Source organism: Roseateles sp. SL47, from assembly GCF_026625885.1.
In the GTDB taxonomy this organism is placed as follows: domain Bacteria; phylum Pseudomonadota; class Gammaproteobacteria; order Burkholderiales; family Burkholderiaceae_C; genus Roseateles.
This window is the reverse complement of record NZ_CP113068.1, coordinates 4,973,725-4,987,938: the sequence shown is the minus strand read 5'-3', so window position 1 is coordinate 4,987,938 and position 14,214 is coordinate 4,973,725. Positions and strand designations below refer to the sequence as shown.

General features: G+C 64.5%; 15 protein-coding genes. 11 read left to right on the top strand and 4 right to left on the bottom strand.

Annotated elements, in window-relative coordinates; genetic code table 11:
• Positions 1–53: 53 nt before the first annotated feature.
• Complete coding sequence (gene map / locus OU995_RS21550) at positions 54–872, bottom strand: type I methionyl aminopeptidase (RefSeq protein ID WP_267832180.1); 819 nt, start codon at positions 870–872, stop codon at positions 54–56.
• A gap of 136 nt (positions 873–1,008) precedes the next feature.
• Positions 1,009–1,836, bottom strand: coding sequence for an undecaprenyl-diphosphate phosphatase (locus OU995_RS21545; protein ID WP_267836328.1), 828 nt, complete (start codon positions 1,834–1,836; stop codon positions 1,009–1,011).
• A 288-nt stretch (positions 1,837–2,124) separates the two neighbouring features.
• Here OU995_RS21545 and OU995_RS21540 point away from each other — a divergent pair, with 288 nt between their 5' ends.
• The 7 genes from OU995_RS21540 (at position 2,125) to OU995_RS21510 (ending at position 7,770) form a co-directional block, all read left to right on the top strand.
• Positions 2,125–2,805, top strand: coding sequence for a TetR/AcrR family transcriptional regulator (locus tag OU995_RS21540; protein WP_267832179.1), 681 nt, complete (start codon positions 2,125–2,127; stop codon positions 2,803–2,805).
• 47 nt (positions 2,806–2,852) lie between these two features.
• Positions 2,853–3,506, top strand: a complete 654-nt coding sequence (locus OU995_RS21535; protein WP_267832178.1) for a protein-L-isoaspartate O-methyltransferase family protein — start codon at positions 2,853–2,855, stop codon at positions 3,504–3,506.
• 50 nt (positions 3,507–3,556) lie between these two features.
• Complete coding sequence (locus OU995_RS21530; protein ID WP_267832177.1) at positions 3,557–3,886, top strand: rhodanese-like domain-containing protein; 330 nt, start codon at positions 3,557–3,559, stop codon at positions 3,884–3,886.
• Positions 3,887–3,930: 44 nt separating this feature from the next.
• A complete protein-coding gene (locus OU995_RS21525; protein WP_267832176.1) occupies positions 3,931–5,277 on the top strand; it encodes a TolC family outer membrane protein in 1,347 nt (448 codons plus the stop codon).
• A gap of 219 nt (positions 5,278–5,496) precedes the next feature.
• Positions 5,497–6,282, top strand: coding sequence for a peroxide stress protein YaaA (yaaA, locus tag OU995_RS21520; protein WP_267832175.1), 786 nt, complete (start codon positions 5,497–5,499; stop codon positions 6,280–6,282).
• Between the two features lie 41 nt (positions 6,283–6,323).
• Positions 6,324–7,184, top strand: a complete 861-nt coding sequence (locus OU995_RS21515) for a 2OG-Fe(II) oxygenase (RefSeq protein WP_267832174.1) — start codon at positions 6,324–6,326, stop codon at positions 7,182–7,184.
• Between the two features lie 94 nt (positions 7,185–7,278).
• Positions 7,279–7,770, top strand: a complete 492-nt coding sequence (locus OU995_RS21510; protein ID WP_267832173.1) for a hypothetical protein — start codon at positions 7,279–7,281, stop codon at positions 7,768–7,770.
• Between the two features lie 102 nt (positions 7,771–7,872).
• Here the strand turns inward: OU995_RS21510 and efp are convergent, their stop codons facing one another.
• Together efp and OU995_RS21500 are read right to left on the bottom strand one after the other, a co-directional pair.
• Positions 7,873–8,427, bottom strand: coding sequence for an elongation factor P (gene efp, locus OU995_RS21505; protein WP_058934835.1), 555 nt, complete (start codon positions 8,425–8,427; stop codon positions 7,873–7,875).
• Between the two features lie 158 nt (positions 8,428–8,585).
• The gene (locus OU995_RS21500) at positions 8,586–9,788 is read right to left on the bottom strand and encodes an elongation factor P maturation arginine rhamnosyltransferase EarP (protein WP_420714899.1); all 1,203 of its coding nucleotides are present in this window, start codon (positions 9,786–9,788) and stop codon (positions 8,586–8,588) included.
• Between the two features lie 546 nt (positions 9,789–10,334).
• Here OU995_RS21500 and uvrC point away from each other — a divergent pair.
• The 4 genes from uvrC to OU995_RS21480 all read left to right on the top strand — a co-directional run bounded on the left by uvrC (position 10,335) and on the right by OU995_RS21480 (position 14,104).
• The gene (gene uvrC, locus OU995_RS21495; protein WP_267836326.1) at positions 10,335–12,254 is read left to right on the top strand and encodes an excinuclease ABC subunit UvrC; all 1,920 of its coding nucleotides are present in this window, start codon (positions 10,335–10,337) and stop codon (positions 12,252–12,254) included.
• A gap of 25 nt (positions 12,255–12,279) precedes the next feature.
• Positions 12,280–12,939 carry an energy transducer TonB gene (locus OU995_RS21490; protein ID WP_267832172.1) on the top strand — a complete coding sequence of 220 codons (660 nt, stop codon included), beginning with the start codon at positions 12,280–12,282 and terminating at the stop codon, positions 12,937–12,939.
• A gap of 84 nt (positions 12,940–13,023) precedes the next feature.
• Positions 13,024–13,590: a CDP-diacylglycerol--glycerol-3-phosphate 3-phosphatidyltransferase gene (gene pgsA / locus OU995_RS21485; protein ID WP_267832171.1), complete on the top strand. Its 567-nt coding sequence runs from the start codon at positions 13,024–13,026 to the stop codon at positions 13,588–13,590.
• Positions 13,591–13,831: 241 nt separating this feature from the next.
• Positions 13,832–14,104, top strand: coding sequence for an HU family DNA-binding protein (locus OU995_RS21480; protein WP_092946936.1), 273 nt, complete (start codon positions 13,832–13,834; stop codon positions 14,102–14,104).
• Positions 14,105–14,214 lie beyond the last annotated feature (110 nt).

Sequence of the window (14,214 nt, the reverse complement as noted above, 5' to 3'; positions counted from 1 at the left end):
AAGCGCTGGCGGCGGGCCCATCCGGCGGCGTTCAGCCCTGAGCGCCGCATGGATCAGGCCGAAGCCACCTGAGGCTGCACAAACGCCGGCGGCGCAGGGGTGCCGGCCGACTGGGTCAGGATTTCATAACCGGTGTCGGTCACCAGCACGGTGTGCTCCCATTGGGCGGACAGCGAGCGGTCCTTGGTGACGATGGTCCAGCCGTCGCGCATCTCGCCAATCTCACGGCGGCCGGCGTTGATCATCGGTTCGATGGTGAACACCATGCCAGGGACCAGCTCTTCCAGCGTGCCGGGGCGGCCGTAATGCAGCACCTGCGGTTCTTCATGGAACTTCTGGCCGATGCCGTGGCCGCAGAATTCGCGCACCACCGAGAACCCGGCGCTTTCGGCAAAGGTCTGGATGGCATGGCCGATGTCGCCCAGGCGGGCGCCCGGCTTGACCTTCTGGATGCCCTTCCACATGGCTTCGTAGGTAAAGCTGCACAGCCGCTTGGCGGCAATCGAGCCTTCTCCCACCACAAACATGCGGCTGGTATCCCCATGCCAACCGTCCTTGATGACCGTCACATCGATGTTGACGATGTCACCGTTCTTCAGCGGGCGGTCGTTCGGGATGCCATGGCACACCTGATGGTTGATCGAGGTGCAGATGGACTTGGGGTAGGGCGTGTAGCCCGGCGGCTGGTAGTTCAGTGGGGCCGGAATGGCCTGCTGGACGTTGACGATGTAGTCGTGGGCCAGCTGGTCCAGGTGTTCGGTCGTCACGCCCGGTTTGACATGCGGGGTGAGCATGTCCAGCACCTCGGAAGCGAGGCGGCCGGCGATGCGCATGGCGTCGATGTCGGCGCCGGTCTTGATCGTGATGGTCATGCGGCAATTCTAGCGACCGGCGCCTGGTCAGGCGGGCAACAGGGTCAGCCGGGTGCGACGAAGTGCCCGTCCGGCAGGATCTGACCCGTTGAAAACCCCCGGGACGGCTTGATAAAAGCCGTCGCCTGCGGGTGGATCAGTCCTGCCAGACCACCACGCCGGTATAGGCGGTCACCAGCACAACGATGCCGAAGGCGATGCGGTACCAGGCAAACGGCACAAAGCTGTGGCTGGCGATGTAGCGCAGCAGCCAGCGCACGCAGATCCAGGCGCTGATGAAGGAGAACAGCAGGCCCACGGCAAACAGCGGTACGTCCGCCACGGCCAGGGCCTCGCGTTCCTTGTAGAGGCTGTAGAGCCCGGCGCCAATCAGCGTGGGGATGGCCAGGAAGAAGCTGAAATCGGTGGCCGCCTTGCGCGAGAGGCCCAGCAGCATGCCGCCGATGATGGTGGAGCCCGAACGGCTGGTGCCTGGCACCATGGCCAGGCATTGCACCAGGCCGACCTTGAGGGCGTCCAGCGGCGTCATCTGGTCCACCTCCTGCACACGTATGGTGCTGGCCGGGCGTCGTTCGGCCCACAGGATGATGAAGCCGCCCACGATGAAGGTGGTGGCCACCACGATCGGGGTGAACAGGTGGGCCTTGATGGCCTTGCCAAACAGCAGGCCCAGAATGACGGCGGGCAGGAAGCCGATCAGCACGTTCAGCACAAAGCGGCGGGCGCGGACATCATTGCCCAGGCCGGCGGCGGTCTCCCGCAGGCGTTGCCAGTAGACGATGATGACCGCCAGGATGGCCCCGGTCTGGATGGCGATCTCAAAGACCTTGCCCTTGGTGTCGCTGAAACCACCGAGCAGCGAGCCGGCGAGGATCAGGTGGCCGGTCGAGGAGATCGGCAGAAATTCGGTCAGGCCTTCCACGATCCCCATGATCGCGGCTTTGATCAACATCACTGTGTCCAACATCAACTCCAGGTGGCTACCGTCCGCTTTCCGGACATCGGGGCGGAGCCGGCGCATGATAGCGGCCGATACGGGTGAATTAGCAGCACACTCACCGTCAGATACCCTTGAATGAACCTTGGAAAGCGTACAGACGGCTCGCAGACAGCTCGCAGACAGCTCGCAGACAGCTTGAGGACGGGCGCGTGAAGGCCCCGTCAGCTTGCGCTCCCCCGTTCTTCAGGGCTTGGCCGCTTGCCGCTCCTCCTGCGCAGCGCTACAGTACTGACCGGTTAGTCAGTACTGAACATGTCGTCCCCATCCAAGGAACCCATCGCACTGCGTCAGCGGCGCAAAGAGGCTCGTCCGCAGGAACTGCTGGACGCGGCCCTGGCGTTGTTTGTCGAGAAGGGCTTTGCCGCCACCCGGTCGGAAGAGGTGGCCGCGCGGGCGGGAGTGTCCAAGGGCACGCTCTATCTGTATTACCCCTCCAAGGAAGAGCTGTTCAAGGCGGTGATTCGAGAGTCGCTGGGCAGCAAGATCGCCGAAGGTCGGGAAGGGCTGGATAAGCATCAGGGCCCGATGGCCGATCTGCTGGTCTGGCTGATGCGTGAATGGTGGATGCGGCTGGGGCTGACCCCGGCGGGCGGCATCATGAAGATCATGCTGGCCGAGGCCCGCAACTTCCCGGACATTGCCGCGTTCTACGTGGATGAGGTCATCGACCCCAGCTGCAACATGCTGGCTGAAGTCGTCCGCCGCGGCGTAGCCAGCGGGGAATTCCGGCCGGTGGACCCTGACACGGCTGTGCATGTGCTGATCGGCCCGATCCTGCACATGGTGCTGCATCAATACTCCATTGGCGCCTGCGGCCTGGACCTCGGACCCAAGAAACAACCTGAAGCGGTGATTGAGCTGCACATGGAGCTGCTTTTCAAGGGACTTCTCAACCGCCCGCGCGACGACGGCATGCCGCGCGTCGACGCCTAGAATATCGCCCGCATCGGTGCGCCATGGGGCCACCGGAAGGACTGGACATGAACTTCGAAAAAGCCCGCTTCAACATGATCGAGCAGCAGATCCGCCCCTGGGATGTGCTGGATACCTCCGTGCTGGATCTGCTGGCCGTCGTGAAGCGCGAGGACTTCGTCCCCGCACCGCTGCGCGACAAGGCCTTCACCGACGTCGAGCTGCCGCTGGGCCCGGGGCGCCATGCGCTGCCGCCCCGGGTGGAAGCCCGCTGGATGCAGGAGTTGCAGGTCAAGCGCCATGAGAAGGTGTTGGAAATCGGCACCGGCACCGGCTACCTGGCGGCCCTGCTGGGCTACAAGGTGCAACAGGTGTTCACCATCGAGCGGGATGCCGCGCTGGCGGCACAGGCGCGTGAATCGCTGCGCCGTGCGGGGCTGCTGAACGTCACGGTGGTGGAGGGCGACGGGGCCAAGGGCCTGGCCAATGAAGCCCCGTTTGACGTGATCCTGCTGTCGGGGTCGGTGCATCAGGTGCCGCAGGCCCTGCTGGACCAACTCAAGGTGGGTGGGCGCCTGGGGGCCATCATCGGCGACGAGCCGGCCATGACGGCCACCATCACCTACCGGACCGGTGAGCGCGAATTCAAGCGTGAGAACCTGTTCGAGACGGTGGTGGAGCGTCTGCCTGGCTTTGACACCGGCTCGCACTTCACGTTCTGACCGGCGGCGGAATCCCCCATGCATGCCCTGGCCACGTGCCCCCCTCATCGATGCAGATCCTGACCGTTCAGGAGCTCCAGGACTGGGCCCGGCAGACGCCGGCCGCCTTGCTGCTGGATGTGCGCGAACCTTGGGAGGTGGCGCTGGCTCGCATCGATGTGCCGGGTCTTGCCGGTGTGCATATGCCCATGGGGGACATTCCGTCTGACCTGCAGCGGCTGGATCCAGAGCAGCCCATCGCCGTTTATTGTCATCACGGTGTCCGAAGTCTGCAGGTCGTCGCATTTTTGGCACGACACGGCTTTGATGTGGTCTATAACCTCGCCGGCGGCATCGACGCCTGGTCGCGGGAGATCGACCCTTCGGTGCCGCGGTATTGATTCCATTCCTGTTCGAGAACATTACATAGACAAGAGGAAGCCTCATGGCCGCTGATCGCCGTACGCCCCTGACCCGCCACCTGCCGCGGATGACGCTGTTGATGGCTGCCCTTGGCCTGGCGGGTGCCGTCCGCGCGCAGAGCCTGCAGGAGGTGTATGAAGCGGCTCGTACCTATGACGCGACCTATCTGGCCGCCCGCGCCGTGGCCGAATCGGCCCAGTACCAGCTGGGGCAGTCCGAGGCGCTGAACCGGCCCACCGTGGGGCTGGGCGCCAGCGCCACCCGCACCGAAACCGATCCGCCAAGCAAGGTCTCGCGGGATCGCTACGGCAACACGGTGAGCACGGTGGGGCTGTCCGCCTCTTATGCGCTGTTCAATCGCAGCAACAGCGTCACCATCGAGCAGTCCCGAAAAAACGTGGAAGTGGCTCAGGCCGATCTGGATACGGCCGAGCAGGACCTGATCATCCGCATTGCCACCGCCTACTTTGATGTGCTGGCGGCCAAGGATGCCCTCTCGACCTCGCAATCCAACAAGGCGGCGATTGCCGAGCAGCTGGCCTCGGCCAAGCGCAATTTCGAGGTGGGTACGGCCACCATCACCGATACACGGGAAGCACAGGCCCGGTATGACCTGGCCACCGCCCAGGAACTGGCGGCGGACAACGACCTGCGGGTGAAGCAGGTGACGCTGGATCAACTGGTGGGCCGTGTGGGCGTGCAGCCGCGTCCGCTGGCCACGCCGGTGGTGTTGCCGCCGGTGACGCCCACCACGGTGGATTCGTGGGTGAGTACGGCGGAAAGTGGTCATCCGTCCATCCGCAAGGCGCAACTGGGCCTGGATGTGGCCCGGTTGGAGATCGACAAGGCCAAGGCGGCCCGGCTGCCGACGGTGGACCTGACCGGCTCTTATGGCGCACAGCGCCAGACCGGTACCGGCTTGAGCTATACCGGCAATCTCACGAACGCCACGGCGGCGGTGGCGTTGAACGTGCCTATCTACAGCGGCGGCGCCATCACCAACCGTATTCGTGAGACGGTGGCGCTGGAGGAGAAGTCTCGCAATGACCTGGACTACGCCCGCCGCAGTGTGGAAGAGAACACCAAGCGCGCTTTCTTTGGCGTGCAGTCGCTGCTGGCTCAGGTGAAGGCCTACGAGGCGGCGGAGTCGTCCACCAAGCTGGCGCTGGAAGCCACTCAGTTGGGCTACAAGGTGGGCGTGCGTGTCAACCTGGACGTGCTGAATGCGCAGACGCAGCTCTACACCACCCAGCGTGATCTGGCCAAGGCGCGTTATGACGTGCTGGTCAACAGCCTCAAGCTCCGCCAGGCTTCTGGCCAGCTGCGCCCCGAGGATGTGACCGCCATCAATGGGCTGCTGGCCCGCTGAGTTAGCGTGCTCGCAAGCAGCCACCTTCGGGTGGCTTTTTTGATGGTGCTGCGGATGGCTGTCTCGGATGGGTGCTTCTGATCGGTGCTTCTGATCGGCGCTTTTGATGGACGTTGCCCGGGTCGAGTCCGTGGACCTGTGTGTCGCCAAATGTGTCCGAGGGCGAACCCCGTGGCTGGCTCGATCCAGTGGTTCGATAGCTCGGCGACAATTGACAGCATGTTGTATGTGATCTCTCCTGCCAAGTCACTGGACTACGACACGCCGACACCCGCCGAGGTGGCTGCCCTGGCGACACGTCCATCTTTTGTCCCCCAGGCCGCTGAACTGATCGAGCTGCTGAAGGCCAAAAACCAGGCCGATATTTCCAGCTTGATGGACATCTCCGATGCCCTGGCGTCGCTCAATCTGGCGCGCTACGAGGCCTGGTCCTCCCGTTTCACTGACAGCAATAGCAAACCCGCCGTGCTGGCCTTTAATGGCGACGTGTATGACGGCTTGCAGGCCACCAGCCTCGATGTGGCCGATCTGCAATGGGCGCAGCAGCACCTGGCCATTCTGTCCGGGCTCTACGGCGTGCTGCGTCCGCTGGACCGTCTCCAGCCCTATCGTCTGGAAATGGGGACCTCGCTGGCCAATCCCAAGGGTGGGAATCTGTATGCCTACTGGGGCGACACCATTGCCGAGCATCTCAATGAGCGTTGCGCACAACTGCAGTCGCCGGTGATCGTGAATCTGGCGTCGCAGGAGTATTTCAAGGCCGCTGCCCGCAAGTCGCTGAAGCCGCGCGTCATTGAATGCCAGTTTGAGGACTGGAAGGGCGGCCGCTACAAGATCATCAGTTTCTTCGCCAAGCGGGCGCGGGGATTGATGGCGCGTTATGCGATCCAGAATCACATCCAGACACCAGCCGCTCTGCAGGACTTCGCTGTGGACGGCTACGCTTACGCTTCCGATGTCAGCACGCCGGACCGGCTGGTTTTCCGCCGGCGGCTGATGGACTGACAGACCATAGGAGCATCCCCAGGGACGGGCAGGCACGCAACATGAGTAGCTCGCAATATCTCACCACCGAACTTCGCCAGTGGATCACGGCGCAACTGCACAACGGCATCACGCGCGAGGCGCTGTACCAGGCCATGCTCAGCAGCGGCTGGCAGCCTGAAATGGCGCGGCAGGCGCTGGAAGAGCATCCGTCGCAGGAGCCGGCACTGAGCCTGCCTGCGGTCGCGGAGCCGGTGGTGCAGCCGGGGCTGGTGCCGGAGCCGGATCTGGGTGATCAACGTTCGGTGCAACTGCCCGACGGACATCGGGTGCAGGTGCTGATGACCTTGCAGCGTCCTCGGGTGGTGGTGTTTGGTGGCCTGCTCACGGACGACGAATGTGATGCCATCGTGGATGCGGCTCGGGCGCGCCTGGCCCGGTCTGAGACGGTGGCGTCCCAGAAAGAGGGGAGCGAGGTGAATGCCGCCCGCACCAGCGAGGGCATGTTCTTCGAGCGTGGTGAATCCGAGGTGGTCAAGCGCATTGAGGCCCGGATTGCGACCCTGGTGAATTGGCCGCTGCGCAACGGTGAGGGCTTGCAGGTGCTGCGCTATCGCACCGGTGCGGAATACCAGCCGCATTACGACTACTTCGACCCGCGCCATGCCAGCAGCAAGGCCATTCTGCAGCGGGGTGGGCAGCGGGTCGGCACGCTGGTGATGTATCTGAACACGCCCACACGCGGGGGTGCCACCGTCTTTCCCGACGTCAAGCTGGATGTCATGGCGCAGAAGGGCAATGCCGTCTTTTTCAGCTACGACCGTCCGGAGCCCGGCACGCTCACCCTGCACGGTGGCGCCCCGGTGTTGGAGGGGGAGAAGTGGGTGGCGACCAAATGGTTGCGCCAGGGCGAGTTTGTCTGACCTGGTCGGTGGGTGTGGCCCCCGGGGCTGGCGCTAGACTGCCAAGTCTCCCGCAGGAACGATTTGACGTTGACGATTTGACGCTGAGGTATTCATGACCCCCCTGTCCACCAACAAGGCCGCCAACAAGGCCGTCACAGTGGGCGCCCTAGTCGGCGCCACGCTGGCGATGTCTGCAGCCCTTGCGCTGTGCCTGGCGCCCGCAGCGATGGCACAGGGTGCGTCGCAGGGGGGGTCGCAGGGTGTGTCGCAGGGTGTGTTGGAGGGCAGGGCGGCTCCCGCCGTGGCGGGTTCGCACCCTGGGCATGTGGCCGCTCAGTCGGCGGGGCAGCAGCCTGCAAAGAAGGCGGGTGCCAAGAAGGCGGTTGCGCACAAGTCCGGGAAGTCGGCCGCGAAGCCTGCCAAGCCCGCGAAGTCCGCCAGGCCTGGGACGCCCGGGAAATCGGCCAAGTCCGGCAAGGCTGCCCCACATGCCAAAGCCTCCAAGTCTGCCAAGCCCAACAAGGCGAAGTCGACCAAGGTGGCGAAGCGGACCCATCAGACGATGTCCGACAAGCATCACGGCGCGCCGACGAATCGAACTTGAGCGCCCTGGGGTGGTTCGGCTCACGGGCCCACAAAAAAAGCAGCCCGCAGGCTGCTTTTTTTGGATGCCGCCTCGTGGCGGCGCCTCCAGCGGGTCTGAAGATCAGACGCGCTTGCGGTACTCGTGGGTCCGCGTGTCGATTTCGATGTTGTCGCCCTGGGCCACGAAGATGGGCACGGGGATTTCGAAACCGGTGGAGATCTTGGCAGGCTTCAGCACCTTGCCGGAGGTGTCGCCCTTGACGGCCGGCTCGGTCCAGGTCACTTCGCGCACCACGCTGGTGGGCAGTTCCACCGAGATGGCCTTGCCGTCATAGAACACCACTTCCACTTCCATGCCGTCTTGCAGGTAGTTGATGGCGTCGCCCATGTTTTCGGCTTCCACTTCGTACTGGTTGTACTCGGTGTCCATGAACACATACATCGGGTCGGCGAAGTAGGAGTAGGTGCACTCCTTCTTGTCCAGGATGATCTGGTCCATCTTGTCGTCGGCCTTGAAGACGACTTCGGTGCCCGAATTGTTCAGCAGGCTCTTCAGCTTCATACGGACCGTGGCGGCATTGCGGCCACCGCGGCTGTATTCAGTCTTCAGCACGACCATCGGGTCCTTGCCGTGCATGATCACGTTGCCGGCGCGAATTTCTTGAGCAATCTTCATGATGATTCCGGGATAGATCCGGGACAGTCTCTGGGGTGCGGCTCAGGAAGGTGGCCAAGAAAAACCCATGAAGGATCGATGGCTGGGCTCCTGAGATGGCGAGATCCGTACTGCTCCGGCAGTGTGGTGGCCGTTTGAACGGCGAAAAGCCTCGCATTCTAGCCCGAAACCCCAGCCTTGCCCAAGGCAAAGCCCATGAGCTGGGTGACGAGATCGGGCTGTTCCATCAATTTGGCACGCCATGCCACGGCTTGCAAGCGGGCGCCGTCCAGGTCGGCCAGGGCCGAGGCGGCCGCATCGTCCCAGGCGCCAAGGCCGTTCCAGGCTCGGTGCAAGGAGGCCCAGGCGGCGCGTGTGCCCGGGGCGGCGTCGGCCCAGGCCAGATCGAGAAACGCTTGCAGTTTGGGGCTGTGGGCGCCGTCGTCCTGGAAGTAGATCTGCCAGAGCATCGGCCGCCCGGCCCATTGGGCGCGGACGAAGGAATCCTCTCCGCGAACCAGATTGAAATCGCAGGACTGCAGCAGCCGGTCGTAGTCAGTCTGGCTGAGGTAGGGCAGGGCGATGCAGCGCTGACCGGGGCGCAGCAGCGGCGGTACCTGCTGTGGGGCAGCGCCCGGGCAGAGCAGCAGCAGCCAGGGTCCAGTCAAGCGGTTCAGCAGGTGGTCCCAGGCCGCATGCGGGTAGGCAAACAGGCTCAGCACGCGCTCGCCGGGCCGGGGTGCCCAGCCGTGTGCGGTAAGCCAGTCATCGGCCGGCGTCTTGTGGGCGGGTTTGTCGTGGGCAGGTCTGTCGGCGAGGGGGCGGATGGCGGCGGGGTTGGGCGAGAAGTTGGGCGAGTGGGGCGGCGCGGCGTTGAGGGTTTCGGGCGTCGGCGGGGCGTGGGTGGTGGGTGCGTCCAGCGCGTGGAGGTGTGCCAACAAGCTGGGCTCCCGCAGCAAGCCGCCGGTCCGTCCAGTGAAGCCGGGATAGAAAAACCACTTGTTCAGTCCCTTCGCCGGGCCGCTGAATTGTGGCGACTGCAGGCCATGGCTGCGCTCCACATACGGTTCGGCGCTGAGATATTCCAGATTGATCCAGACCGGCGCTCGGCGACGGGCTGCCATGGCCGACAGGTAGGGGGCGGGCAGGTCGCAGCCGAAGGCTTCGATCACCACATCGCCCACGTCCGCAGGGGCGCTGAAATCAGCGCCGGGTGGCCAGGGGAGGATGTCCAGGCCAGCCATCAGGCCGGGCTGCATCCATTGCAGCGCAGACGGGTCGTCGCACCACATCCGCACCTGCGCACCGCGTGACACCAGGTCGCGGCCCAGGCGCAGGCACACGCCCAGATCGCCGTGGTTGTCGATCACGCGGCAGAACAGGTCCCAGCGGCGGAGTGCAGGCGGGACGCTTGGTGTGGCGGCCAGGGTGCCGGCCGCTCCGTACCCTGCAGGACCGTCGGTGTACGCTTCTTGACGGAGCCAGTCATGCGGCTTGTCAGCGGTGGTGCGAGAGGCTGGATGGCCTGTTGGGCCGGTCTGTGAGTCAGTGGTTGAGTCGGCTGCTGACTCGTCTGCTGATCTGGCTGCTGATCTGGCTGCTGATCCGGCTGTTGAGTCGGCCTTTGAGTCAGTGGCTGCTGCTGCAGCTGCAAGTTTGGCTGGCGATTCAGAAGAGGAATCTGCCGGGAAATCTGGAGAGTGGGCCATGCCTCATTATCCGGCGGCACAATTCCGCCCATGAGCACAATTCCGACCGACCCGGGTCACCCGGCGCCGGCCCCCGAGTCCCGTCCCCATTCCGATCCCGCCAGCCCGTCTGAGGCCGGCGCCGAAGACACCGCACCGCCCTCCCTGGCCTCGCACGCCGAAACCTGGAACGAGCAGGGGCGGGCGATTGAGGCTGCCGAGGGGCTGCGCGTGCGCGACATGGAACGCGCCGCCCGTGACGTGCGCGAGCGTGTGCTCGCCGAGGTGGCCGCGCTGCCGCCGCTGCCTGGCGTCTACCGCTACTTCGACGCCCAGGACCATGTGCTGTATGTGGGCAAGGCCAACAACCTGAAGAAGCGCGTCTCCAGCTACTTCCAGAAGGACCACGGCGGCACCCGTATCGGCATGATGGTGGCGCGTATCGCCCGGCTGGAAACCACGGTGGTGCGGACCGAAGCCGAAGCGCTGCTGCTGGAAAACAACCTCATCAAGGCGCTGAACCCGCGCTTCAACATCCTCTTTCGCGACGACAAGAGCTACCCCTACCTGCGCTTGTCCGGCCATGCCTGGCCGCGCATCAGCTACTACCGCGGGGCGGTGGACCGCCGGCATCGTTACTTCGGACCTTTCCCCAGCGCCTGGGCGGTGAAGGAATCCATCCAGTTGCTGCAGAAGGTCTTCCGGTTGCGCACCTGTGAGGACACGGTCTTCAACAACCGCAGTCGGCCCTGCCTGCTGTACCAGATCCACCGCTGTTCCGGCCCCTGTGTGCCGGAAGGGCAGACGGAGGACTACGCCCGCAACGTCAGTCATGCGGAGCGTTTCCTGCTGGGCGAGACCCAGGAGGTGATGGACGGCCTGCAGGCGCAGATGATGGCCCACGCCGAGCGCATGGAATATGAGCAGGCGGCCGAACTGCGCAATCAGATTTCGGCGCTGTCCAAGGTACTGCAGCAGCAGGCGGTGGATGAAAACAGCGCCACCGGCCGGGACCGCGATGTGGACATCCTGGCGGTGCGCCTGCAGGGGGGGCGCGCCTGCGTGAACCTGGCCATGGTGCGTGGGGGGCGGCATCTGGGCGACCGGGCCTACTTCCCCAAGCATGTGGAAGACGCGACGGCCGTCTCGCTGGTGGATGACGATGAGCTGGTGCCGGTGGAAGGTGAGGGCCCGCCGAGCGCTGAGCGCCAGGTGCTGGAGGCGTTTATTGCGCAGCACTATCTGGAAGCGCCGGTGCCGTCGCTGCTGGTGCTGTCCCATGCCGTGGACCCGGCACTCGCCGAGGCCTTGAGCAACCAGGCCGGTTATCGGGTGACCACCCAGGCCCAGCCACGCGGCCAGCGCCGGATCTGGCAGGAGATGTGCGCCAAGGGTGCCGAGCTGGCATTGGCCCGCCTGTTGTCCGAAGAAGGGTCGCAGCAGGCTCGTACCCGGGCGCTGGTGGATGCGCTGGACCTCAGCATCACCGACCTGGACAAGTTCCGCATCGAGTGTTTTGACATCAGCCATACCGCTGGCGAAGCCACGCAGGCGTCCTGCGTGGTGTTCGAAGCGCATCAGATGCAAAGCAGCCAGTACCGCCGTTTCAACATCGAAGGCATCACACCGGGGGATGACTACGCGGCCATGCGACAGGTGCTGACACGTCGTTACAGCCGCATGGCGGAAGCTGCTCAGAATGGTGCTGGGCGCCTGCCCGACCTGGTGCTGGTGGACGGTGGCAAAGGCCAGGTGTCGATGGCGCGTGAAGTTTTCGAGGAGCTGGGCCTGGACCTGTCGCTGATCGTGGGTGTGGAGAAGGGCGAAGGCCGTAAGGTCGGCCTGGAGGAGCTGGTGTTTGCCGACGGGCGCGAGAAGGTCTATCTGGGGCGTGATTCCGCCGCCCTGATGCTGGTGGCGCAGATCCGGGACGAGGCCCACCGCTTTGCCATCACCGGCATGCGGGCCAAGCGTGCATCGGTGCGCACCGGGTCTTCGCGTCTGGAGGATGTGCCGGGTGTCGGGCCAAAGAAGCGGGCGCAACTGCTGCAACGCTTTGGTGGGGTGCGCGGCGTGGCCGGTGCCAGCATCGAAGAGCTGGCCAGCGTGAAGGGTGTGTCCCGCGAACTGGCTGAAGAGATTTACCGTGCCCTGCATTGATGGGCGGACGATGGAACTGTCGAGCATGAATCAACCGAAATCTGCCTGCGCTGGCGCTTTTTCCCTCTGGTCGCATGGGGTGGTGCAGGGGGCTGCCAACGGTCCGGTGGGGCGTCCGGTGTTGGTGCCGATGTCGCGATCCAGTGGCGTGGCACGGGTGGGGCTGCGCTGGGCTGCGTCGCTCGGGTTGACGGTGGTCATGGCTGGGTGCGGCGGTCCGTCGCCGCGCGTGCCGGCAGCCCCCTCGACTGTGAGTGCCCAGCCCGCACGCCCTGCGGCGCCCGCCCAGGGGCCTGTGCAGGGCCCCGAGGCGCCGACGGCCTTGGTGAACAGCCAGGGGCGCCTGGAGCCGCCGCATGCGGTGTCCACCCACGAAGAGCTGCGCCATCAGGCGGCGCTGCGCCTGGTGGCCGCCAATCCGGATGCCACCTACATGGGGGAGGTCCCGGCCGTGCTGCTGGCCATTCCGGTGCTGGAGGTGGAGCTCAACCGCGATGGTTCGGTGCGCAACATCCGCGTGCTGCGTCGGCCCGGGCAGGCGGTGGACACCATCGAGCTGGCGATGGCGGCGGTGCGCAGGGCGGCCCCGTATGGGGATGTGAGCCATCTGCCCCACCCCTGGAAGTTCAATGAGGTCTTCCTCTTCAACAACGACCGGCGCTTCAAACCTCGCACGCTGGACTGAGTGCTGCAGGTCTGCAGGAATTGATTGCACTCAATCCCGCAAGATCGGGGCGTGCGACCCCAAAAGGTGGGCACAATCCCAACCATGTTCCTGACCCTGCCAACCTTGTTGACCTGGGCCCGCATCGTGGCCATCCCACTGATCGTGGGGCTGTTTCATTTGCAGATCGCGCCTGCGCATCAGAACCTGATGGCCACCGTGCTCTTCATTCTGGTGGCGCTGACCGATTGGGCGGATGGCTATCTGGCGCGCAAGCTCAACCAGACGTCGTCCTTCGGTGCCTTCCTGGATCCGGTGGCGGACAAATTCCTGGTGTGCGCCGCCTTGCTGGTGTTGCTGGAGCAGCAGCGGGTGGACGCGCTGGTGGCGCTGGTCATTGTGGGGCGGGAAATTGCCATTTCCGCGCTGCGTGAATGGATGGCGCAAATCGGCGCATCGCGGTCGGTGGCGGTCCATATGCTGGGCAAGCTCAAGACCACGGTGCAGATGGTGGCCATCCCGTTCCTGTTGTATGACGGTGTGGTGTTTGGCCTCATCAATACCCGGCTGTGGGGCACCTGGCTGATTTATCTGGCTGCGGTGCTGACCATCTGGTCGATGGTGTATTACTTGCAAAAGGCGCTGCCCGAAATCCGGGCCAAGGTGCGCTGATCCATCGGGCCTGCGCATGGGCATGTGCATGTGCATGGGCGACCGGCCCTGCCTCCCTTTATATCGGGACTTTTCCCTGATCGGGTGCGCAGATGAATCCGTCTAGAATCCGCTTCCCGCGCCATCAACGGGGCATGGAGAGTTTTTCCCCTCTGCATCCTGTGTGGCGCAACCGGATCGGGTCGTGCGGCGGCCGCCAAGGTGGCGTCCCTCGCGTTGAAACCATAGAGGGGGTACCTTCGTGAACAAGTCCGAATTGATCGAGCACATTGCCAAGCAGGCGGATATTTCCAAGGCCGCTGCTGGGCGTGCGCTGGAAGCCTTGATTGGCGGTGTGAAAACCACGCTGAAGAAAAACGGCACGGTGTCGCTGGTGGGCTTTGGCACCTTCAGTGTCAGCAAGCGTGCGGCCCGCAGCGGTCGCAATCCGCGCACCGGTGACACGATCAAGATCAAGTCGGCCAAGGTTCCGAAGTTCCGTCCTGGCAAGGCCTTGAAGGACGCGGTGAACTGATCCATTGACGGTTTGCCACGATTTGGGCGAGCCGTTTGTTTTTGAGGCCTCCAGTTTCTGGTAGGCTTCGCCCCCCGGCTCCTGTGAAAGCAGGGTGGGGACAGAATCCT